General features: G+C 42.2%; 21 protein-coding genes, 4 tRNA genes, 1 other RNA gene, 1 pseudogene and 1 riboswitch. Of the genes and pseudogenes, 16 read left to right on the top strand and 11 right to left on the bottom strand.

Features of this window, described 5'->3' with window-relative positions:
* Window positions 1-30: 30 nt before the first annotated feature.
* From rnpB to coaD, 3 genes are all read right to left on the bottom strand, one after another.
* An RNA gene (gene rnpB, locus HUK62_RS13630) (RNase P RNA component class A) lies at window positions 31-408 on the bottom strand.
* Between the two features lie 26 nt (window positions 409-434).
* Complete coding sequence (locus tag HUK62_RS13635; RefSeq protein ID WP_125280005.1) at window positions 435-698, bottom strand: YfhL family 4Fe-4S dicluster ferredoxin; 264 nt, start codon at window positions 696-698, stop codon at window positions 435-437.
* A gap of 1 nt (window position 699) precedes the next feature.
* A complete protein-coding gene (coaD, locus tag HUK62_RS13640; RefSeq protein ID WP_058870092.1) occupies window positions 700-1,191 on the bottom strand; it encodes a pantetheine-phosphate adenylyltransferase in 492 nt (163 codons plus the stop codon).
* Window positions 1,192-1,332: 141 nt separating this feature from the next.
* Between coaD and smpB the strand changes: the two genes are divergently transcribed.
* On the top strand, window positions 1,333-1,809 hold the full coding sequence (gene smpB / locus HUK62_RS13645; protein WP_004695532.1) for an SsrA-binding protein SmpB: 477 nt from the start codon (window positions 1,333-1,335) through the stop codon (window positions 1,807-1,809).
* Between the two features lie 29 nt (window positions 1,810-1,838).
* On the opposite strand, the gene HUK62_RS13650 is transcribed toward smpB, so the two are convergent.
* The 3 genes from HUK62_RS13650 to rluD all read right to left on the bottom strand — a co-directional run bounded on the left by HUK62_RS13650 (window position 1,839) and on the right by rluD (window position 4,335).
* Window positions 1,839-2,405, bottom strand: a complete 567-nt coding sequence (locus HUK62_RS13650; RefSeq protein ID WP_004695530.1) for a flavodoxin family protein — start codon at window positions 2,403-2,405, stop codon at window positions 1,839-1,841.
* 106 nt (window positions 2,406-2,511) lie between these two features.
* Window positions 2,512-3,252, bottom strand: coding sequence for a peptidoglycan editing factor PgeF (gene pgeF / locus HUK62_RS13655; RefSeq protein WP_176538126.1), 741 nt, complete (start codon window positions 3,250-3,252; stop codon window positions 2,512-2,514).
* 30 nt (window positions 3,253-3,282) lie between these two features.
* Window positions 3,283-4,335 carry a 23S rRNA pseudouridine(1911/1915/1917) synthase RluD gene (rluD, locus tag HUK62_RS13660; RefSeq protein WP_078425306.1) on the bottom strand — a complete coding sequence of 351 codons (1,053 nt, stop codon included), beginning with the start codon at window positions 4,333-4,335 and terminating at the stop codon, window positions 3,283-3,285.
* Between the two features lie 71 nt (window positions 4,336-4,406).
* On the opposite strand from rluD, the gene HUK62_RS13665 reads away from it, so the two are divergent.
* Window positions 4,407-5,390 (top strand): outer membrane protein assembly factor BamD, encoded by a 984-nt coding sequence (locus tag HUK62_RS13665; RefSeq protein WP_176538127.1) that lies wholly within the window; start codon window positions 4,407-4,409, stop codon window positions 5,388-5,390.
* 193 nt (window positions 5,391-5,583) lie between these two features.
* Window positions 5,584-7,479: a DNA primase gene (locus tag HUK62_RS13670; RefSeq protein WP_176538128.1), complete on the top strand. Its 1,896-nt coding sequence runs from the start codon at window positions 5,584-5,586 to the stop codon at window positions 7,477-7,479.
* A 24-nt stretch (window positions 7,480-7,503) separates the two neighbouring features.
* On the opposite strand, the gene hemA is transcribed toward HUK62_RS13670, so the two are convergent.
* Entirely contained in the window at window positions 7,504-8,787 is a 1,284-nt protein-coding gene (gene hemA / locus HUK62_RS13675; protein WP_176538129.1) for a glutamyl-tRNA reductase, read from the bottom strand.
* A gap of 78 nt (window positions 8,788-8,865) precedes the next feature.
* On the opposite strand from hemA, the gene HUK62_RS13680 reads away from it, so the two are divergent.
* The 11 genes from HUK62_RS13680 to panD all read left to right on the top strand — a co-directional run bounded on the left by HUK62_RS13680 (window position 8,866) and on the right by panD (window position 14,954).
* Window positions 8,866-10,575 (top strand): hypothetical protein, encoded by a 1,710-nt coding sequence (locus tag HUK62_RS13680; protein WP_176538130.1) that lies wholly within the window; start codon window positions 8,866-8,868, stop codon window positions 10,573-10,575.
* A 5-nt stretch (window positions 10,576-10,580) separates the two neighbouring features.
* Window positions 10,581-11,162, top strand: coding sequence for a lipoprotein insertase outer membrane protein LolB (gene lolB, locus HUK62_RS13685; protein WP_125280013.1), 582 nt, complete (start codon window positions 10,581-10,583; stop codon window positions 11,160-11,162).
* 11 nt (window positions 11,163-11,173) lie between these two features.
* Window positions 11,174-12,004, top strand: coding sequence for a 4-(cytidine 5'-diphospho)-2-C-methyl-D-erythritol kinase (gene ispE, locus HUK62_RS13690; RefSeq protein ID WP_176538131.1), 831 nt, complete (start codon window positions 11,174-11,176; stop codon window positions 12,002-12,004).
* A 1-nt stretch (window position 12,005) separates the two neighbouring features.
* Window positions 12,006-12,080: transfer RNA gene (locus HUK62_RS13695), tRNA-Gln, on the top strand.
* 28 nt (window positions 12,081-12,108) lie between these two features.
* Window positions 12,109-12,183, top strand: a tRNA-Gln gene (locus HUK62_RS13700).
* A 19-nt stretch (window positions 12,184-12,202) separates the two neighbouring features.
* Window positions 12,203-12,277 (top strand) — tRNA-Gln (locus HUK62_RS13705).
* Window positions 12,278-12,367: 90 nt separating this feature from the next.
* A tRNA-Gln gene (locus HUK62_RS13710) sits at window positions 12,368-12,442 on the top strand.
* Between the two features lie 36 nt (window positions 12,443-12,478).
* The gene (locus HUK62_RS13715; protein WP_004695513.1) at window positions 12,479-13,432 is read left to right on the top strand and encodes a ribose-phosphate pyrophosphokinase; all 954 of its coding nucleotides are present in this window, start codon (window positions 12,479-12,481) and stop codon (window positions 13,430-13,432) included.
* A gap of 101 nt (window positions 13,433-13,533) precedes the next feature.
* Window positions 13,534-13,830 carry a 50S ribosomal protein L25 gene (gene rplY, locus HUK62_RS13720; RefSeq protein WP_004695511.1) on the top strand — a complete coding sequence of 99 codons (297 nt, stop codon included), beginning with the start codon at window positions 13,534-13,536 and terminating at the stop codon, window positions 13,828-13,830.
* 18 nt (window positions 13,831-13,848) lie between these two features.
* Window positions 13,849-14,430 carry an aminoacyl-tRNA hydrolase gene (pth, locus tag HUK62_RS13725; protein WP_004695508.1) on the top strand — a complete coding sequence of 194 codons (582 nt, stop codon included), beginning with the start codon at window positions 13,849-13,851 and terminating at the stop codon, window positions 14,428-14,430.
* Window positions 14,431-14,573: 143 nt separating this feature from the next.
* Window positions 14,574-14,954 (top strand): aspartate 1-decarboxylase, encoded by a 381-nt coding sequence (gene panD, locus HUK62_RS13730; protein WP_004695506.1) that lies wholly within the window; start codon window positions 14,574-14,576, stop codon window positions 14,952-14,954.
* A gap of 63 nt (window positions 14,955-15,017) precedes the next feature.
* Here panD and HUK62_RS13735 read toward each other — a convergent pair whose 3' ends face one another.
* Together HUK62_RS13735 and HUK62_RS13740 are read right to left on the bottom strand one after the other, a co-directional pair.
* Window positions 15,018-15,620, bottom strand: a complete 603-nt coding sequence (locus HUK62_RS13735; RefSeq protein ID WP_176538132.1) for a GDYXXLXY domain-containing protein — start codon at window positions 15,618-15,620, stop codon at window positions 15,018-15,020.
* Window positions 15,617-17,401 (bottom strand): DUF2157 domain-containing protein, encoded by a 1,785-nt coding sequence (locus tag HUK62_RS13740; RefSeq protein ID WP_176538133.1) that lies wholly within the window; start codon window positions 17,399-17,401, stop codon window positions 15,617-15,619. Before HUK62_RS13740 ends, HUK62_RS13735 begins: the two co-directional genes overlap by 4 nt.
* 248 nt (window positions 17,402-17,649) lie before the next feature.
* Window positions 17,650-17,812, top strand: a riboswitch (FMN riboswitch).
* Between the two features lie 105 nt (window positions 17,813-17,917).
* Between HUK62_RS13740 and ribB the strand changes: the two genes are divergently transcribed.
* Window positions 17,918-18,577, top strand: coding sequence for a 3,4-dihydroxy-2-butanone-4-phosphate synthase (ribB, locus tag HUK62_RS13745; protein ID WP_176538134.1), 660 nt, complete (start codon window positions 17,918-17,920; stop codon window positions 18,575-18,577).
* 62 nt (window positions 18,578-18,639) lie between these two features.
* Here ribB and HUK62_RS13750 read toward each other — a convergent pair.
* Window positions 18,640-19,251 (bottom strand): annotated as a pseudogene (locus HUK62_RS13750) (LysE family translocator).
* An 82-nt stretch (window positions 19,252-19,333) separates the two neighbouring features.
* Entirely contained in the window at window positions 19,334-19,819 is a 486-nt protein-coding gene (locus tag HUK62_RS13755) for a DUF1289 domain-containing protein (RefSeq protein WP_176538135.1), read from the bottom strand.
* Window positions 19,820-19,999: 180 nt separating this feature from the next.
* Here HUK62_RS13755 and HUK62_RS13760 point away from each other — a divergent pair, with 180 nt between their 5' ends.
* Window positions 20,000-20,932, top strand: a complete 933-nt coding sequence (locus tag HUK62_RS13760) for a rhodanese-related sulfurtransferase (protein WP_176538136.1) — start codon at window positions 20,000-20,002, stop codon at window positions 20,930-20,932.
* The last annotated feature ends 105 nt before the right edge of the window (window positions 20,933-21,037 follow it).

A 21,037-nucleotide genomic window follows, 5' to 3' on the forward strand; every position in this document is an offset into this window, starting at 1 on the left:
AGTACCTTGCGCGCTTAATTGATCAAAATTTGTTGAAGTGAGCCGATAAGCCGGGTTCTGTCGAGAACGATCATTCCTCTAGGCGTACAATCACTCATACGCTCAAGCGACCTACCCGGATCCAGCATGGGCCATGCCTAAAGGATCCCTATTTGGTCTTGCTTCCGGTGGGGTTTACCATGCCATGAACTGTTACCAGCCATGCGGTGCGCTCTTACCGCACCCTTTCACCCTTACCTCCGATTTCGATTGCTCGAAACCACAATGAAGGCGGTCTACTCTCTGCTGCACTTTCCGTCGGCTCACGCCGCCCAGGCGTTACCTGGCACCTTGCCCTATGAAGCCCGGACTTTCCTCCCCTGCTTCAATCACGGAGATCTCCACAGCAGCGATCGTCTGGCTCACTTCGAGGCGCATAGTATCAAATCTTAGACTTAATTGCTTGCGCTTTTTTGAGCAATCAGCTTTTTATATTTATCCATGAGCTCATCCTCAGTTTCCGCATGAGTAGGATCCAGCGGAATACAGTCCACTGGACAGAACAATTGACACTGGGGTTTATCATAATGTCCGATACACTCTGTGCATAAGTCTGGATTGATTTCATAAATCAATTCCCCCATGAAAATGGCTTCATTGGGGCACACAGGTTCACAAACATCACAATTGATGCATTCATCGGTTATATATAAAGACACGCTACCAACCTTGTTGATGTTTACGTTCAAAAGCAGCGACTACAGCTTGCGGTACAAACTTTGTCACATCACCTTTTAAACGTGCTATTTCACGAATCAACGTCGATGAAATAAATGAATACTGCTCTGACGGCGTTAAAAATACTGCCTCAAAGTGTGAATCAAGTTGACGGTTCATATTGGCTAACTGGAACTCATATTCAAAGTCAGACACTGCACGCAATCCTCGCAGTACAGCCGTTGCTTTTTGTTCACGGAAGAAATTCACCAACAAACCATCAAAACCTACAAACTCAACATTATCAAGATGGCTTAATGATGCTTTGGCCAAGCTCACACGCTCTTCTAAACTAAAGACAGGGTTTTTATGATGACCAATGGCGATGGCTACCACCACCTCATCAAACATACGTGATGCACGTGTGACCAAATCAATATGACCATTGGTAATTGGATCAAAAGTCCCCGGGTAAATGACGCGAGTTTTAGACATCCATTTTTACTCTGTTGATTTTGTAGAGCTATATTTTAGCAAAAACTTGTTTTATAGGTGAAGAAACTCCATAAATTTGAAAAAACTTCACCTTAACCCTGCTTTAAGGCACAATAGGTACATTGTTGGAAGTAATTGATTATGGCGAAAGCAACTGTAGTTAAAAAAAATACCAGCGGGACGATTGCACAGAATAAACGTGCACGTCACGACTATTTTATTGAAGAAAAATTTGAAGCTGGCCTGTCACTGCAAGGCTGGGAAGTAAAATCGTTACGTGCAGGTCGTATGACGCTGTCTGAGAGTTATATCACCTTTAAAAATGGCGAAGCTTTCCTGTTCGGTGCTCAAATTCAGCCTTTACTCAGTGCATCTACGCACATTGTTCCTGAAGCGACCCGTACCCGTAAGTTACTGTTGAATCGCCGTGAACTGGATAAGTTACTCGGCGCAGTGAATCAAAAAGGTTATTCGTGCGTTCCGCTTGTTGCTTATTGGAAAGGACCACGTGCGAAATTAGAAATCGCTTTAGTGAAAGGCAAACAGCTACATGACAAACGTGCCACGGAAAAAGACCGTGACTGGCAACGTGATAAAGCCCGCATTATGCATAAATAATAAAAAACCTCCCAATGGGAGGTTTTTTATTAATAATCAGCTTTTAGCTCGACCAAATATTTTCCGAACTTTCGAGCAGTTTCCAAGTCACCTTCGGGTGGGGTTATTTCAATACTGGCGTTGTCTGACTGAGTCATCAAACCTAAAAAGCTCGACATCCGATTAATATCGTGTTGGCTACGTCCTGTCGGCATAAACGGTAAACCCGCCCACAACATACCATGCTGCATAGCAAATAAATTAATCTGTTGTAATACCGCCAGTTTATCGCCACTTAAGCCACCGCCATTGGTGAAACCTGCAGCCAGTTTCCCTTGCCAAGCCCGTGCTAACCAACGCTTAGAGGAGTCTTCCATAAACTGTTTAAGTGCTGCTGTGAGACTGCCCATATAGGTTGGACAACCCATCACAATAATATCGGCCTGATCTAACAAATCCCACTGCACAGCAGCAACAGAAATTAAATGCACATCAGCACCCGCCTGCTCTGCACCTTGTGCAATATACTGAGCGACTTTCGCCGTATGACCATAAGCGCTATGATAAACCACACACACATGAACAGGTGTAGCAGAAACAAGATCAGGTACAGACATGGAAATTTTTAAGACCAAAGAATTGAGTTAAGTTTAACACTTCCACTCGCTGAGTGGGGAGTAAGTGCAAGGATTAAAACAGCCAAGCACTTCATCAAAAGCCAAACTATTGCATAAACACGAATGTCGCCATACGCCCAGTTTTGGCATGACGGCGATACGAAAAATATTCATCAGACTGGCTAAATGAACACTGATCACCACCAGAGACCACATCAACACCGTGCTGTTTTAGAATGAATTTTGCGATTGCATATAAGTCAGCATAATACTTTCCAGCTTGCTCACCTGTTTGAAATGCAGACTCAAGCTCAGCATACTTTGAACAAAAGGCTTCTTTTACTTCCGCCCCAATTTCAAAACAAGGTTGACTAATAGCTGCGCCCAACCAAGCCCATGTCGGCTGAGTGTTCATGCGGGCAATAGTATTTTCAATAATGCCATGCGCCAGCCCGCGCCAACCTGCATGCAAATTGGCCACTTCAGTTCCATCCGCATTGCCTAAAACCACTGGCAAACAATCGGCTGTCATCATCATCAGGGCATGGTTTGTACGCTGCGTTATCAAACCATCCCCTTCTTGAGCATCAAAGTCAATTTGCTCATTCACTACACGGCATATAGTGCTGTGAGTTTGCGTCATCCATGTGATTTTATCGACCCCATAGCCTGCAAACTCTTCGAGCAAGATCATGCGATGCTGTTGCACACGTGCAGCATCATCCTGTACATGCAAAGCCAAATTAAAGCCTTGTAGTTCAAATTGAGTAGTTTCTAAAGCACGATCATGATGTACACGGGTTTGCCCTACAAAAACACCTGCCGGAAGTCCTTGAACAAATTGCATATACTGTCCTTATGATGATTCAACTATAACTTAGTAGGCTTTGTTTTCCGTGCGTAGTACATCGACCAAGGTCGCCAAGTCTGCTGGCCACGGCGCTTTAAACAACATTTCTTCACCTGTACGAGGGTGTTTCAAACCTAGCTCTGCTGCATGCAAGGCTTGGCGTCTGAAACCACGTAAAGTCTCATCTAAAAGTTCTGTTGCACCTGCGGGCACGCGTACACGTGGCATATACACAGGATCGCCAACTAAACCAAAACCAATATAACTAAAATGCACACGAATCTGATGCGTACGTCCAGTTTCAAGACGAGCTTGGATGCGGGTGAAATGTTGGAAGCGTTCTTTCACGTTGTAGTGTGTTACAGCGTCTTTACCACCTGGTAATACCGCCATTTTGACACGATCTACAGGATGACGTTTAATCGGTTCATCCACCGTGCCGCCAGCAATCACATTGCCATACACAATCAGATCATAAACACGGTAAACCGTTTTTTTCGCCAATTGCTTGCTGAGTGAAAATTGTGCTTCTAAGTTTTTCGCAACGACCAATAAACCTGACGTATCTTTATCAATACGATGTACCAAACCCGCACGAGTCAGTTCTGCCGATTTTGGATAGTGATGCAATAATGCATTGACCAACGTACCCGATGAATTGCCTGCACCTGGGTGAACTACCATCCCAACAGGTTTATTAACGACAATAATGTCATCATCTTCATAGACGATATCCAGCGGAATATCTTCAGGCAGACTACGAGTTTGGGCTTCTAACTCAACTTCAAGGGTTAACAGTTCAAATCCTTCACATTTATATTTCGGTTTGACACTGTTACCATTTACCAACAAATGGCCTTCTTTTAGCCACTGTTTGAGTTTTTCACGCGAAAAGTCGCTCCAAATCGTTGCTGCGACTTGGTCTATACGCTGTCCGAGATAAGTTTCATCCAATTGAAATTGCAACGATAAACGTGTTGCAGTAGAGCTTGAAGTATGGTTATCTGCATCCTCAGAATCTTCAAGTAAATTGAAATCGGTTTCAGGGAAATTTGGATCGGAAGATTGTGCTTGAGCCATTTGATCATTCAAATAAAAGTGATTTAATAGCGCAATTGTAGCTCATTGCCCGTATTAACAGAGGAATTTTTATGTCGCTACCACATTATAAAATGACAATGCTTGCTCTAACGATTGGCATTGCATCTGCAATGGTAGGCTGTAGCAGCAATCCCAAGAAAGAAGTGGTAGATACCGGTCCACAATCGAGTGAACAGGTTTATATTCAAAAAGCAGAAAAAGCACTGCAAAGTGGTCAATATACCGACGCTGCAAAACACTTAGAAGCATTAGATACCTATTACCCTACAGGTGAATATGCGCAACAAGCTCAACTAGAGCTGCTCTATGTGAAGTTTCAGCAGAAAGATTACGAAGGTGCGATTGCACTGGCTGATCGTTTCATTCGTTTGAACCCTCAGCATCCAAACGTGGACTATGCCTACTATGTCCGTGGTGTAGCCAATATGGAACAAAACTATGATGGTTTGATTCGTTATACTTCTTTAAAGCAAGCACATCGCGATGTGAGCTATCTTAAAGTGGCGTATCAAAACTTCGTAGACTTTATTCGTCGTTACCCTTCAAGCACTTATGCGGTTGATGCTGCACAACGCATGAAGTTTATCAGCAATGAGTTGGCTGAAAGCGAAATGAATGCGGCACGTTTTAATATCAAACGTAAAGCATGGGTCGCAGCACTAGAGCGTGCGCAATGGGTGATTGAACATTATCCACAAAGCCCTCAAGTGCCTGAGGCTTTAGCAACTGTTGCTTATTCGTATGACCAATTGGGCGACAAGCAAACTGCGCAACAATATACCGATGTTTTGAAACTAAATTATCCAAATTTAGTGAAATCGAATGGTGAGGTGAACTTACGTGCTGCACGTAAAGAAGCAAGTTGGGTCAACCGTGCGACTTTAGGTGTGTTTGGTCGCGAAGAACAAAACAGTTCTGAAGAAAAAATCGAACAACCCAAACAAACAGCAGAACGCAGCTTTACCAATCGTGTCAGCTTCGGTTTACTGGATCGTCCTGAAACACAGCAAAATATCAGTACTGAAACCGAATAATTCCTCTGAAATATTCGCTATTTTAGAAAGGGCAAGTTATCATACTTGCCCTTTTGTTTTGTGCGATTTCCGCTTGATCAAAACGCCTAAAAGGTATACAAAACAATCTAGATTCGATGGTTGTTTGCATTTTAAAACCTCCATCTCTGCTTCTTTTCACGGTTTTCAAAACATCAACGACTGACGATTCGACATGACTATTCCTCAACACACCATTGACCAAATTTTAGATCGGACCGACATTGTCGACCTGATTGGTCAACGTGTGAAACTTAAAAAGTCAGGTCGCACCTATTCAGGCTGTTGTCCGTTCCATCAAGAAAAATCACCATCTTTTCACGTGTATCGTGACAAACAGTATTTCCACTGTTTTGGTTGTCAGGCCAATGGTAATGCCATTCGTTTTTTAATGGACATCGACAGTCGTAGCTTTATTGATGTGATGAAGGATTTGTCGAGCCAAACAGGCATCGAACTTCCAAAAGACAACCGTGACTCGAAAAAACTGGTGTATAAGCGCGAAGCTAAACCTGCCCAAAAACCACAGGTCGATGTCGCAGAAGCCAAGAAAGCTGAACCAGCTCCAGCACAACCTGAGTTTCAGATTGAGCATGATCCTTTTGCTGAATTTCAGTCCATGGACTACCAAGAGGGTTACGCTGATTTTGATACTTTCGAAGGCTTCAACACCGCCCCCGTTCAAGAAGGCAACTTATACGACCTGTTAGAAAATATTGCGCAATACTATGAGCAACAACTACCGCATAGTCGCGCTGCTCAGCAGTACTTTAAACAGCGTGGTCTCAGCCGAGATACCATTGCATATTGGCGTTTAGGCTATGCACCTGAGGACTGGCAACACTTAGAAAAAGCCTTCCCGCAAGATATCGAAGGCTTAAAGCTACTCGGATTGATTCGCACTAGCGACAACGGTCGTGACTTTGACTTACTGCGGGATCGCGTCATATTTCCGATTCGTGATGCCAAAGGTCGCGTGGTGGGCTTCGGTGGTCGTGCTCTAAATGACGAAATTAAACCCAAATACATCAACTCGCCAGACTCTGAGGTATTTCATAAAAACCAATTGCTTTATGGTTTATATGAAGGCCGTAAACAAAAAGCCCAAGACTGGCTGATGGTCGAAGGCTATATGGATGTGATTGCGCTACAGCAGTATGGGATTGCAGGTGCTGTGGCGACCTTAGGAACGGCCAGTAACACCGAACACTTAAATATTCTGTTTAAACAAAACAACCGTATTACCATTGCCTTTGATGGTGACGTGGCTGGACAAAAAGCGGCTCGCCGTACTTTAGAAATTGCATTACCTTTGCTCAATGATGGTCGCGAGCTGAAGTTTTTTGTTTTACCGAATGATCATGACCCTGACTCACTGATTCGTCGCGAAGGTATTGAAAACTTTAATAAACTGCTTCAACAGGCCCCATTGCTGTCAGACTTTGTTTTTGCACATCTGACGCAGAACCATGACATCAGCAGCCCTGAAGGTAAAAGTCAGGTCATGAGTGAGTTACGTCAACTGACGGACTTATTGCCAAAAACAGGCTCTTTCCGTTATTTGCTAAATCAATCCTTCAAAGAAAAACTCGGTTTTGGTCGTCGCTGGACACCTCAAGTCAGCAACGATGCCTCGTTGTCTTTTAATATTCGCACCAAAGATGAAGACTTCGCGCTCGCCGTTCTGATCCATCACCCGTTTTTGTATATTCACTTTGAAACTCTACGCGCCTATTTACCTGAAGATGAACTTTTAGCACATGTGCTACAAGTCTTAGATGGTATCTTTGATGATTTACCTGATGACCAAGAACTGGCAACCTATTATGTTTTGGGTGCATGTAGCCGTTATGCCAACGCAATTGCCGATATTATGCAGCGCACCAATATTGAAGTTCTGACCAAAACACCTGAAATGGCCGACAAACTGGCCAGTGAATATGCTCTCTCGCTTGAAGAAAAATATTTGCGCCAAAAACTAAAAGCGCCTTTAAGCCTGCTTGAATCGCGTAATCTACGTCAAAAACTGAATGAATTGACAAAAAAAATAGGCTTAAGACTGATTACTTAAACCTATTGCATTTTTTATCTGAGTTTACTTTTTAGTTTTACGACGTTTGTCAAAAGTCTCATTTAAACATGTTTGCATTTGTTCAAAATGACTTGGATCTTCTAATTTGGCTGCTTCACGCAGCATAATCGAGGTCGGATGTAATAACTTCTGCGTCAAACGATGCGCAAACTCTTGCATCACCCGTTCTGCCTTTTCCCCTTTCTCAATTCGTGCCAATGCCAGTTCTAATTCTTCTTGTCTTAACTGTTCACCTTGCTGACGGTAAGCATGGATGGTTTCACCTGCGAGATTGACCTTCTGCTGGGTCACTAACTCCGTTGCTAGTTGGTTAACCATCACCTCTGCTTCAACCGCCGCCTGACGACGCTGAGCAAGGTTTTCATCAATCACCGATTGCAAATCATCTACGCCATATAAATAGACGCCATCTAAGCTTTCCACTTTCGGGTCTATATCACGCGGAACAGCCAAATCGACCATCAACATTTGTTGATAACGACGCTTTTTTAAAGCAGCTTTGACATCTGGATAATGAATCACTTGATGTAAACTTCCCGTACAACTGGAAATGACATCTGCACGTGCTAAGTTATTGGCCAACTGATCAAACTCAATGATTTCAACATCTACACGATGGGCTATTTCTTGAGCCAAAGTTTCAGCCCGTTCACGAGTACGGTTACAAATGAGGATTTTTGCGACTCCCATTTCAGCCAAATGTTTCGCCACTAAGCTATTCATTTCGCCCGCAGCGACCACCATGACCGTCAACTTCTCAGGCTTACTAAACACTTGTAATGCAAGCTGAGCCACCGCGTAGCCCATCGATACGGCGTGAGTACCTACAGCCGTTTCAGAGCGGACGCGTTTCGCCGCATAGAAAGCATATTCAAAAATTCGGTTTAAATGAGGAGAAACAGTATGAGCCGTCTTCGCTAGAGATAGTGCAGATTTAACCTGCCCCAAAATTTGCGGTTCACCAAGCATGAGTGAATCTAAACCGCTTGCAACACGCATTAAGTGAGTCACAGCCTGCGCATTTTCATAACGGTATACATGATTCAACAATTGTTTAACATCTATGCCATTTGCTTGGGCGAGCCAGTTCAATACCATATCTGAGTTTTCAGACATGGCATACACTTCTGTTCTGTTACACGTAGACACCACTACCATTTCATTTAAGTCTTGGTTTTGGCCTTGTTGCTCAAGCAGTTGCGTTAACTTTTCAGGGTTAAAGGCAATTTGCTCACGCAATTCTACGGAGGCGGTTTGATGGTTGACACCCAATGCAAAGAAAGACATATCAGATCATCATTTCGCTAAATTTATGCTATTGTGCAATAACGGTGTCATAAAAAGCATTACTTGGATCAAGAAAAATTGCGTCAAACACATTGCCGACTGAGCGGCGCGAGAATTAAGCAATATTCTACCACATTCTTACTCGTCGGTAGCATGGCATCTAGTGCTCATCTTAGAGCAGCTGGAGATTTTTCGCTATCTAATTATGATGCAATTCAACAAAGTATGATTGCCGAATTTGCACTGGCTTACCAAGACAGCGCGACTGCCCTGCACAACTATACTGTGCTGGCGATTAAAAGTAATTCCACCACCATTAAACAGCGCGCTTTAAATATTGCCCTTGAGCAAAATGATTTGCATGCCGCACTCGACATTGCAACGCATTGGGTGGTGCAAGAGCCCACCGATGTTCCAGCCTTATTTTATTTGTCGCACATTGCACTCAAAGCACATGAATATGAGCTTGCTGCTGAAACGCTCGATAAAATTCTCAATATTGATGCCAATGCTGATTTAGAGCAAATCCTTGCTGGGATTGCCCCTGAAGAACCAGAAGATCAAGAAATTCTCATTCAAGCGCTACGTTCGAGTAAGGAGCGGAACAACCCCTCTATTTTGGCGTTGATTGCGGGTTTAGAGGCTCAAAATGGCCAGCTTGACCAAGCCCTAACCACCATCAATAAAGCCCTAAAAAAGCGTGGAAAAGTCACAGGCTACATCCTGATGAAAGCCAACTTACTCAGCGCACTCGGTCAAGAGGAAGAAACCCGTAATTGGTATTCAAAATCAAGTCGTAAACACCGCGACAATGTCGATGTCCGTTTAGCCGAAGCCAAATATCTGATTAAAATTAATGCGTCAAATGAGGCCTTAACCAAGCTTGAGAGCCTGATTAAAAAATGGCCTAACCAAGAAGAAGCCTTGTTTATTGCGGGGTTAACCAGTATTGATTTAAAGAAGTACGAAAAAGCTGAAAAATATCTGGTTGAACTACGTAATTCGGCTGAATATCAAAATGAAGCCTATTACTATCTAGCAGTGAATGCTGAACGAAAACAGCATTTTGAAACAGCCAAGGCCTACTACCGTCTAGTCGATGGTAGTCTGTATACCGTATCGCGTCGTAGCCTCATCAGTATCTATACTCAGCAAAACAAACCCAATGATGCTTTACGCTTCTTAACCCAAGAACGGGTGAACTACCCACAACATGCAAGCTTCTTGTATCAGGCACAAGCCGATATTTTAAAGCGCATGAATAACAAAGCCGCAGCCATGCGACTGTTAGATGAGGCGATTAAAAACTTACCGGATGATCCTGAACTGATCTATTCTGAAGTGCTAATGCTGGATGCACACACGGATAAAGACAAACTTGAAAAGTTGCTGAATCAACTGTTAAGTATCGAACCCAATAGCCCAACCTATCTCAATGCTTATGCATACACTTTAGCCTTGCAAAACAGACGCTTAGATGATGCACGTAGATTTGTTGAACATGCTTTAGAATATGCCCCTGAACAAGCCTCCATCTTAGATACCTTAGGCTTTATTTGTTACTTACAAAATGACTTTAGCACTTCAGCCAAAGTCTTAGAAAAAGCCTACCTTATCAGTGGTAGTGTCAACATTGGCGTGCGTTATGCGCGTTCAGTCTATATGCTCGGTGATCTGCAAAAATTCTCCACTGTGTTACAACAACTCAAACAAAAACACCCAAATGATCCTCAATTGGATCAACTAAATACTTTATTGTTACCCCAACAACTGAAAAAGAGCTCATAGTTTTTATGCGTATTTTCTCAAATCTGAGCTTAAGCTTACTTGCTGCAAGTAGCTTGGCACTAACAGGCTGTCAACAATTTACCAAACCACAGCTTGACCCAAACACCATGCAAACAGAATCTGATCAACACTTTAGCTTACAGGGTAAAATTGGGGTACGGACGCCTGAACAGACAGGCAGTGCTTTTTTCACATGGGTACAACAGCAACAAGAGTTTGATATTGAGCTCAGTGGAATTTTAGGCGTTGGTAAAACGCAAATTACTGGTCGTCCAGGTGAAGTTAGCCTGAATAGTGCTAAAACTGGCCTCATCCAAGCTGAAACTCCTGAAGAACTTTTAAAAACCGCAACAGGTTGGCAGGCACCCATCACCCATTTAGTCAATTGGGTTCAGGCCAAACCCGCAACAGTTCAAGCACAAATCCAACGTGACAATGCCAAACGCGCAGTACAGATCATTGAAGATGGTTGGAGCGTTGAGCTGAGCTATAATGAGCAAGCCCATATGCCAAATCGGTTAATTTTAAAACAAGCACTTGAAAATGGTGCAGAAAACCGTATTACAATGGTCATTCAAAACCGCTAGTTTATCTCGTTATGATCCGTGTCCCTGCCCCATCAAAGCTGAATTTGTTTTTACACATTACGGGTCGCCGTGAAAACGGCTACCACGAACTGCAAAGTATTTTTCAGTTGATCGATCTATGTGATTGGTTGGAATTTGAGCCTCGTACAGATCAAGAGATTCATATTGAAGGCTTAAACAGTGTCGATTTGAGTCAAAATTTGATTTATAAAGCGACGCAGATACTTAAGCCGTATGCACAAAAAGCCACGGGTTTATTCATTCGTCTTGAAAAAAATATTCCGATGGGTGCAGGCTTAGGTGGAGGTTCATCGGATGCCGCGACGACATTAATCGTAGTCAATCAACTGTGGCAGTGCGGGCTAAATACTGAGCAATTAGCAGACTTGGGAGTTCAGTTAGGCGCAGACGTTCCCATCTTTGTACATGGTCGCAATGCATGGGCTGAAGGCATAGGTGAGCACTTAACATTCATAGACTTAGATCAAAAACAATACATTGTGTTAAAACCTGATTGTTTTATCAGCACTCAATTGCTTTTTTCACAAAAAACATTGACAAGAAACACGAAGAGCTCTAAATTTTGCGCCTATCAGTTAAAGCCATCTGATTTTGGAAATAATTTTGAGCCTTTGGCAAGAAGTTTATATCCAGAAGTAGATGAAGCAATGCAATATCTCGACCAGTTCGGTATTGCAAAACTTACAGGTACAGGTGCTTGTGTTTTTACTGAAGTAACGAGTGATATGAACATTGATGATGTTCTTGCAAATGCACCATGTAAAGCTTACTTGGTCAACAGCTTGAATGAATCACCAATAAGACATTTCCACGTTACCTGATAGGGGTATCGCCAAGTGGTAAGGCACCGGTTTTTGATATCGGCATCCGTTGGTTCGAATCCAGCTACCCCTGCCATTTTATTTCACCTGTAGATGACTGTACTAGGGGTATCGCCAAGTGGTAAGGCACCGGTTTTTGATATCGGCATCCGTTGGTTCGAATCCAGCTACCCCTGCCATTTTACAGTAATCAAATTTAGGGGTATCGCCAAGTGGTAAGGCACCGGTTTTTGATATCGGCATCCGTTGGTTCGAATCCAGCTACCCCTGCCATTTTCCAAAAAAGACAGAACAACACTTTGCTGTTCTACTGTTAATTTACCTTGACAGAATGACGCAAAAATATTAAAGTTCTGCCGCATTAGGGGTATCGCCAAGTGGTAAGGCACCGGTTTTTGATATCGGCATCCGTTGGTTCGAATCCAGCTACCCCTGCCATCTAATTCCTAAATTGCCAACCGCCAAGGGTGCTTCATGCCCAATCTTGTCGTTTTTAGTGGATCTGCACATCCACAATTCGCCCAAAAAGTCGTAAGCCACTTGCACATCCCTTTAGGTGCTGCATCTATTGGTCAATTTTCTGACGGTGAAATTGCTGTCGAAATTACTGAAAATGTTCGTGGTAAAGACGTATTTATCGTACAACCTACTTGTGCCCCAACGAATGATAACCTGATGGAAATCCTCGTTATGGCTGATGCTTTGCGTCGTGCAAGTGCTGGTCGTATTACCGCAGTGATTCCTTATTTCGGTTATGCGCGTCAAGACCGTCGTCCTCGTTCATCACGTGTTCCAATTACTGCAAAAGTTGTCGCAGATATGCTGACAACTGTAGGAATTGACCGTGTGGTAATGATCGACCTTCACGCTGACCAAATCCAAGGTTTCTTCGATATCCCTGTAGACAACATCTACGGTACACCAGCGCTTTTAGCTGACCTTCGTCAACAATCACATGATAACCTCATGGTGGTTTCTCCTGACGTTGGCGGTGTCGTTCGTGCACGTGCTGTTGCTAAACAAATGGGCGATATTGACCTTGCTATCATCGACAAACGTCGTCAAAAGGCAAACGAATCACAAGTCATGCACTTGATTGGTGATGTTAAAGGCCGTGACTGCGTCATCGTAGATGACATGGTAGATACTGCAGGTACGTTATGTAAAGCTGCTGATGCATTGAAAACATTTGGTGCGCGCAAAGTGGTTGCTTATGCAACTCACCCTGTTTTATCAGGTAAAGCTATCGAAAACTTGAAAAACTCTGTGATTGATGAATTGGTTGTTACAGACACCATTCCACTTTCTGAAGAAGCTCAAGCTCTTGGTAAGATTCGCCAAGTTTCAGTTGCAAGTATGGTTGCTGAAACAATTCGTCGTATTAACAACGAAGAATCTATTAGCGCAATGTTTGATTCTTATCTATAATATAGCGCTGAATTTTAAAAGCCCTGCCCAGTGCAGGGCTTTGTCTCACTAGGTCGGTCGCAGATCTAGTTTATTTAAAACTTAAATTAAGGATGTCTATCATGGCAAACTTCGTATTAAACGCTCAAGCGCGTGAAGCAGCTAACCAAGGGAAAGGTGCGAGCCGCCGCCTTCGTCACGCTGCTCAAGTTCCAGCTATCATCTACGGTGGTGCTGCTGAACCTGTAGCTGTTACTTTAGAACTTCGTGAGCTTGTTAAAGCTTTAGAAAACAACGCTTTCTTCGAAGAAGTTGTTGAAATCAAAGTTGGCGACAAAGTTGAAAGCGTTAAAATCAAAGCGTTACAACGTCACCCAGCTAAAAACACGCCTATGCACGCTGACTTCGTTCGCGCATAAGTGTTATTGGTATAATTAGTGTCAAATATTTCACTGATTGTTGGTTTGGGCAACCCAGGTTCTGAGTATGCCCAAACCCGCCATAATGCAGGCTTTTGGTTTGTTGAACGCCTTGCAGAACAATATGGTATTACGCTAAAAAAAGACCCAAAATTCAATGGAATGAGTGGGCGTGGTAATATCGAAGGTCAAGACGTCCGCCTGCTATTACCCACAACATTTATGAACCTTGTTGGTAAAAGTGTTGTTCCCTTCGCAAAATTCTACAATATTGCTCCAGAAGCAATACTGATTGCTCACGATGAACTGGATATGAACCCTGGTGTCATTCGCCTAAAAACAGGTGGTGGTCATGGTGGTCATAATGGTTTACGTGACATAGTTCCTCATATCGGTCCAAATTTCCATCGCTTACGCATTGGTATTGGTCACCCCGGTTCAAAAGAACGTGTTTCAGGACATGTCTTAAGCAAAGCACCAAGCAATGAACAAAATTTAATGGATGACGCAATCCATCACGCATTAGCTCGCACTAAAATGCTGGTGAATGGTGAGATTCAGCCTGCCATGAATCAAATCAATGCTTACAAACCAAACTGATAAGTCAAAAAAATGTTGAACCATGCTGCTTGCCATACTGTCATTTTAAAGGCAAAATGCGCTTGCCTGATTGCTTATCCAGCAAGTTCAGATTGATTCAACCATAAGATAACGATCTTAGGTCCACTCAGGAGACGCTAGCCATGCTATCTCGTTTATTAAAAGCAAAAATCCACCGTTGTGTTGTTACTCAAGCTGAACTTCATTATGAAGGTTCATGTGCAATCGATGGTCTTTTATTGGATTTAGCCGGTATCCGCGAATATGAAGAAATTCACATGTGGAACGTGACTAATGGTAAGCGTTTCAGTACCTATGCAATTCGTGGTGAAGAAGGTTCTGGCATCATTTCAGTCAATGGTGGTGCAGCACATCAGGCCGATGTAGGCGATTTAATGATTATTGCGACATTCGGTGATTTTACAGAAGCTGAAGCAAATGCACATAAACCACGTTTAGTTTATGCAAATCCAGACAATACTGTAAGTCACATGGCAAACTGTATTCCAGTACAAGTGGCTTAAGCCCAATAAATTAAAAAATCCGCTGCATGCGGATTTTTTTATGAGCAGAATAATGCAATTGGATCAATTGTGAGTAGCACGAAACCCGCTCAACCAATCTCGTTTGCTCTCACAGCCTAAATCTTGTAGCTGATCACCTTTCAATGCCGTGAGTATCGCATTGCCCCGCTCATCGACTTTAAACTCAGCATATTCTGCCTGCTGATAACAATCCGCCAAACCTTCTGCAAATAAAAAACTTCTCGACGCAGGATAAAGTCCGCTATAGCGATTATTCGGGTTTTGTAAAATCAGTCGAGCTGTACGAACATTTTTCGGCAACTCAAAATAACTATGTATCACGCGCCTCTGTGAATCGAGTTCAACATAAGTGAGCACTGAAGACTTGTTCTTAATCACTTCATCAAAATAATGACCTGAAAAAATCTGATCTTCTTGATTAATGTTTGCTTGGCTGGTACTTTCTGGACTCAAATGCTGAGGCGCAAAATAAAGTTGATAATTCAGCGCCATATAATCCCCCTGGATAATCGAACGCGGGTCTACAGGTTGCAAGCGCACATACATGGTTTGACTATTGTTTAAGTGCCATTCATTTTTAAAAATTAAGCCTAAACATACCGCGATACTGAGTAGTGCCAAAGCAAGAGGAATCATTTTCTTCATATGCCGAACTCCTCTTTTTGCTTAAATAGCATCAAGCTCAATGTCAGCAAGAGCAACATCAGACCTGACAAGAACATGCTTAAACTTTTAATTAGAAAGGTCACGTCAAGGGAATAATATAAAAACCCTAAAATTAAAGCGAAAGTTGCCAGCGCAAATCCATAGATCACTTTATCTTGTGTTTTTAATGCCCATGAAATGATGGCCAAACAAATAAAAATATCGAAATAACCATAAAAAATCAGCCCTACTGCAAAAGTAGTCAAAATAAAATGAGCAAATAAATGAAACTGCTTTTGAATATGTAAAAAGACAAAAAGCACAAACCATAAAATCGGTAAACCAAAAGCCAATATCGGAATGTGCTCAATTTTCGCTAATTCGTATTTCCCAAATAAAGTATAAAAACTCATGGAAAATAGAATAATCCCAAGTGCAGAAAGCAATAAACTACGTTGATATTCGATTGGCTGTATGAATTTTATGGCCAGAATTCCCAGATAAAAAACATAATTCCAAAGTGCTAAATAAACAAATTTTTCAACAATATTACGCCAACTGAGATGTGCATTGATATCCCAAATACACGCCACACCTGCTGCATATAAACCCAAAATTTGAATAAAGACAAAGAACCAATGTGTTCGCATGAAATAAGCGAGTGCTAGCATCGCCAATTGTAAAAATAGAATAGGAAGAATTTGATTCATTAAATCAACGGTGTGAAAGATGACCGCAATTTGTCCTGCAATCCAGAGACAATAAGCGAATTGTCTTAAAAATAAACTTTGTTTAGCTTTCAATAAGTAAGCCGCCAAAGCCACAAAAACAATGCCCATAATCAAAGAGAAATTTCCCCAAAAGGTCAGCATCAACGTTGCAAAGACGATGCCAGCAATCCAAGCTCCCACAGCAAGTGGAATAGCATTGAACCGACTATGTGGAATAAATTTAATCAACATGTAAGTGATAAAAGCAAACCACGCAAAAATAATCAATGCGATAAAAAATAATTCAAAAATTTCATTCTGACCAACCCACTCCGTTACCGCCTTCACAATGATCAAGGTAAAGCTAATACCTAAGCCAACGGCTGAAAGTGCACTACACAACTGATCTTTATTTTGATAATAGTAAGCCAGTGAAATGCCCAACAAGATAAAAGACACGATGAAATAAAGAATGCTTTTATCCACATAGAGATACATCGCCATATGCCAAATCGAGAGAATGGCAAACCATAGTAAGAATAAATAACGAAGTTTCGAATAATATTTATTGCAGAAATAGAATTGAATCAGTGCAAATACATGAATACTGATTAAAAAGAGATCTGGATATTGATCCCCACAAAAGGTTTGTATAAAAAACAGAAACAGTGCCAACTGGCTGGTAATACATAAAAGGAAAAATACACCGATATTCGGACGATATAACCACGGTAAAAGCAGCACAGACCAAAGTAGAAATAATAAATAGCTATCAGCACCCGTTTGATAAATTTGACCAATCACAGCCAGACTTAAACCAATCATCAAACCACAGATACTATGTAAACATTGCACTAGAAAATCATGTTTTGTCAGCCACAAGCTGCAAACCGCACTGAGGAATAATAACAACTGAGGAATAGCCAGCTGAATAGCCTGTGGCAACATAAACCAATTGGCGGCAACCAAATACAACATACTGAGCGCGATGAGTGTAAAACCAAAAACTTGCAGATGCTTTATGAAGGATTCAGCACTCCAAGGGTAATCATATTGTTGAATTTTGATCAATCCCAATTCCTCACTCTTATTTTTATCTTCATTATTTAAAAGGATTCAACCTAGAAAGGCTATACTCATTTAAGTTATGCCCTTTATTTTGGGCATTCATTTTGAAACCTTATACCTATACTAAGTTAAATCATGCAAAGAGATTGTTGATCTTTAGCAAAGCTATAGCAAAAATTGTTCTATGTATAAAACTGATCATTCTAAAACGCCCCCTGTTTTTCTAAATATTTAGCACTATAATGGAGTTACATCGCTTCAGGGCGGGGTGCAATTCCCCACCGGTGGTAAGTTCAGTTGAATGACTCAGACTGAATCAGCCCACGAGCCAGCCAAGCAGAAATCATCTGTTTGGCTCGCAGATTTGGTTCAATTCCAAAGCCGACGGTATAGTCCGGATGAAAGAAGACGACGTGACCAATAGAATCTCAGGTGCAAACCTGTGAGGATTTATTGCTACGCCAATTTTTCAAAGTCCTGAAATGTTCAACCGTACTTCAATTTTACGCGAGCGTTTCAATGTCTAGTTTGATTCAACCCGAAATTTTCTTTTCAGCCCTTTCTCCAGCTGAACAACGTATCCAACAAGCTTTAGAAGATATCCGCCAAGGCAAACCTGTTTTGGTGATGGATGACTTTGACCGGGAAAACGAAGCCGACCTCATTGTGGCTGCTGAAACCCTCACCGTCGAAACGATGGCACGCATGATTCGTGATGGTTCTGGCATTGTCTGTTTATGTCTGACCGATAAACTGGCCGATCACTTAGACCTTGTGCCTATGGTGTCAGATAACTCAAGTCAGTTTAAAACTGCATTCACGGTGACCATTGAAGCTGCAACTGGCGTGACCACAGGTGTGTCTGCACAAGATCGTACCACCACAGTCAAAGCAGCAATTAAAGATGGGGCTGTTGCCAGCGACTTAAACCGCCCTGGTCATGTATTCCCGCTTCGTGCACGCCAAGGCGGTGTGCTCACCCGTCGCGGTCATACCGAAGGGACGATTGATTTAGCTCGTTTAGCAGGCTTGAAGCCAGCAGGCGTCTTGTGTGAACTGACCAATGCCGATGGAACTATGGCCTCTGGCATTCAAGTGTTGGCATATGCGCAAACGCATCAGTTGACTGTGATCACCATTGAAGAATTGGTGCAATATCGCATTAAACACGGAGTCTAATTTTTAGGCTCTCCATCAAAAAGCCTCTATGTTTGAGGCTTTTTGATGTAATACCATCAGCATCAAGCAAAGACAGTATAAATACCATAGAGCGCAATGCTGACTAATATCGCACCACAAACGCCTAATAACTTATTGTACAAAGCGGACTGCGATAGTTTATTAAAACCCAAATAAACCAAAGACAATGTGCTGAAGTCTAGAATAATCCAGAGAATGGTCAACAGTACAAGACTGATATCGACATCACTGGTTACCCCAATGAATTGTGGGAAAAATGAGGCAAAGAAAATAATATCCTTCGGATTTGAAATCCCCACCAAGAAACCTTGCTTAAAGCCCCCCTGCACTGCCTTTAATTGCACTGGCGATGTTTCTGTTTCTTGTGCAATTGCTTCTTTTAAAATTTGAAAACCAAGATAGGCAATATATACGCAGCCTAAAATCTTAATCGTATTTAACTAATGCTCTGCAATGTTTAAAAAGCCTTTTAAGATGAGCACAGACAACACAATAAGAACTAAAGAGGCTAAATTCGTCCCAAAAATGGTTTTTAAGGCTTGTTTATACCCACCTTTTAGACCTGCACTGGCAACCAACAACATCACTGGGCCGGGTGTTGCAATCATGACCACCACAGCCGTACAGTACAACGCCAGTTCAAATACATTCACCATCGAAAAAACCCTTTTCCCCAGTCACTCTCGCAAATAGCTTAGGTATGCGGAGTATTCTTTTTATTCAAACCAAGAGGACTTATTCGTCCTCTTCCATATGGATGAGATGTTGTCGAATTGCGTCAGCACGCAAAAATGCCAAATCATAACTGGCTGTAGCAAGTGCAAGAACACGGCGTTCAAACTCTTGCCAAATCGGTTTCACTTGCAGCGCTTGAATACCTAAACCACTTTCTTCGGTAAAGTTCTTATTTTTTTCACATACTTTTAACGCATGATAAAGCTTCCGCCCTTTTGATGCATCGGGACGCAAACGAACGTGTTTAGATAAAACAAAAGCTTCGACCTGCTGCACATCGGCAAAAGGCAACATAGGCACTAAAATTTGATCTAGTTGCGCATCTAAGCGTTGCCAAACTGAACGATGCTGCTCCGAAGTGTAGGTGTTCCACTGAATCACTTCATGATTAAAACGACGACAACCACGACACACAGAATCACCAAATACCGTTGAACAACGCCCTGCACATGGGGTCAAAGAGGCAATTCGACGATCTGTACTCAAAACATACTCCTGTTAATAAACGCACCAAAACAAAACGGATTTTGTCTTTGGCAACTGAATATACACGCTCCCCTACCACTTGAGAAGCCATTTAAAATGTTTACTTATCTCGCATCTTGATTCAATTCCATGTAAAATGTGCGCCTTAAAATTATCTATCAAAATACATTGGAGTACTCCATGAACGCTACTGTAGAACAGCTTGCACCTGTAGAACAGCAAGCGACGACTGGTTGGGTTGTTGCCGCACTTTATCAATTCAAAGAAGTTCAAGATCCTGCTGATCTTCAACAACGTCTTTTAGACTTGGTAAAAACCATCAACCTATGTGGTACTCTGATTGTAGCGGGCGAAGGCATTAATGGTACGGTTGCAGGCGACCGTGCCGCGATCGATATGATTCATCAATTCCTTCTGAATGAAGGTTTTAAAGAAATGGAATACAAAGAGTCTGACAGTGCAGACAAACCATTTCGTAAAATGAAGATTAAACTTAAAAAAGAGATCGTGACTTTAGGCGTTGAAGTAAAGCCACGTGATTTAGTCGGTCACTACCTTGATCCGAAAGAATGGAATGAGCTGATTGCTCGTGATGACGTCATTTTGATCGATACTCGTAATGACTATGAATACAAAGCCGGAACATTTAAGGGTGCTATTGACCCGAAAACAGAAAGTTTCCGAGAATTTCCAGAATACGTTAAACAAAACCTTGAACAGCACAAAGATAAAAAAATTGCGATGTTCTGTACAGGTGGTATCCGCTGTGAAAAATCGACCTCCCTTCTTCTTCAAGAAGGTTTCAACGAGGTTTATCACTTAAAAGGCGGCATCTTAAAATACTTGGAAGAAACCCCTGCTGAACAAAGTATGTGGGAAGGTGAATGTTTCGTTTTTGATGGCCGTACTGCAGTCACTCATGGTGTTGAAGAAGGCCTTAACATTAAATGTCATGCTTGTGGTTGGCCACTTCTTCCTGCTGAAGCAGAAGAACCTAGCTATGAACATGGTGTGTCATGCAAATACTGTATCGACAAAACCACAGAAAAACAAAAAGAAGGCTTCCGTATGCGCCAGTCGCAGATTGCTGCGGCTAAACGTAAACGCCTTTAAAATCATTCAGATGATTTAAGTCAAGAATAAGCCCTCATTTGAGGGCTTATTTTTTTATCCAGTTCGCGTTTTTTAAAAATATAGGACTTACGCATTGACGGATTC

Source organism: Acinetobacter sp. NEB 394, from assembly GCF_013374795.1.
Classification (GTDB): Bacteria; Pseudomonadota; Gammaproteobacteria; order Pseudomonadales; family Moraxellaceae; genus Acinetobacter; species Acinetobacter johnsonii.

Coding starts and splice junctions, on each gene's coding strand:
- rplY (WP_004695511.1), top strand. CDS start 13,534: ATGGCAAACTTCGTATTAAACGCTCAAGCGCGTGAAGCAGCTAACCAA.
- HUK62_RS13650 (WP_004695530.1), bottom strand. CDS start 2,405: ATGTCTGTACCTGATCTTGTTTCTGCTACACCTGTTCATGTGTGTGTG.
- pgeF (WP_176538126.1), bottom strand. CDS start 3,252: ATGCAATTTGTTCAAGGACTTCCGGCAGGTGTTTTTGTAGGGCAAACC.
- HUK62_RS13670 (WP_176538128.1), top strand. CDS start 5,584: ATGACTATTCCTCAACACACCATTGACCAAATTTTAGATCGGACCGAC.
- rluD (WP_078425306.1), bottom strand. CDS start 4,335: ATGGCTCAAGCACAATCTTCCGATCCAAATTTCCCTGAAACCGATTTC.
- hemA (WP_176538129.1), bottom strand. CDS start 8,787: ATGTCTTTCTTTGCATTGGGTGTCAACCATCAAACCGCCTCCGTAGAA.
- panD (WP_004695506.1), top strand. CDS start 14,574: ATGCTATCTCGTTTATTAAAAGCAAAAATCCACCGTTGTGTTGTTACT.
- coaD (WP_058870092.1), bottom strand. CDS start 1,191: ATGTCTAAAACTCGCGTCATTTACCCGGGGACTTTTGATCCAATTACC.
- HUK62_RS13735 (WP_176538132.1), bottom strand. CDS start 15,620: ATGAAGAAAATGATTCCTCTTGCTTTGGCACTACTCAGTATCGCGGTA.
- ribB (WP_176538134.1), top strand. CDS start 17,918: ATGTCTAGTTTGATTCAACCCGAAATTTTCTTTTCAGCCCTTTCTCCA.
- ispE (WP_176538131.1), top strand. CDS start 11,174: ATGATCCGTGTCCCTGCCCCATCAAAGCTGAATTTGTTTTTACACATT.
- smpB (WP_004695532.1), top strand. CDS start 1,333: ATGGCGAAAGCAACTGTAGTTAAAAAAAATACCAGCGGGACGATTGCA.
- lolB (WP_125280013.1), top strand. CDS start 10,581: ATGCGTATTTTCTCAAATCTGAGCTTAAGCTTACTTGCTGCAAGTAGC.
- HUK62_RS13665 (WP_176538127.1), top strand. CDS start 4,407: ATGTCGCTACCACATTATAAAATGACAATGCTTGCTCTAACGATTGGC.
- HUK62_RS13760 (WP_176538136.1), top strand. CDS start 20,000: ATGAACGCTACTGTAGAACAGCTTGCACCTGTAGAACAGCAAGCGACG.
- HUK62_RS13715 (WP_004695513.1), top strand. CDS start 12,479: ATGCCCAATCTTGTCGTTTTTAGTGGATCTGCACATCCACAATTCGCC.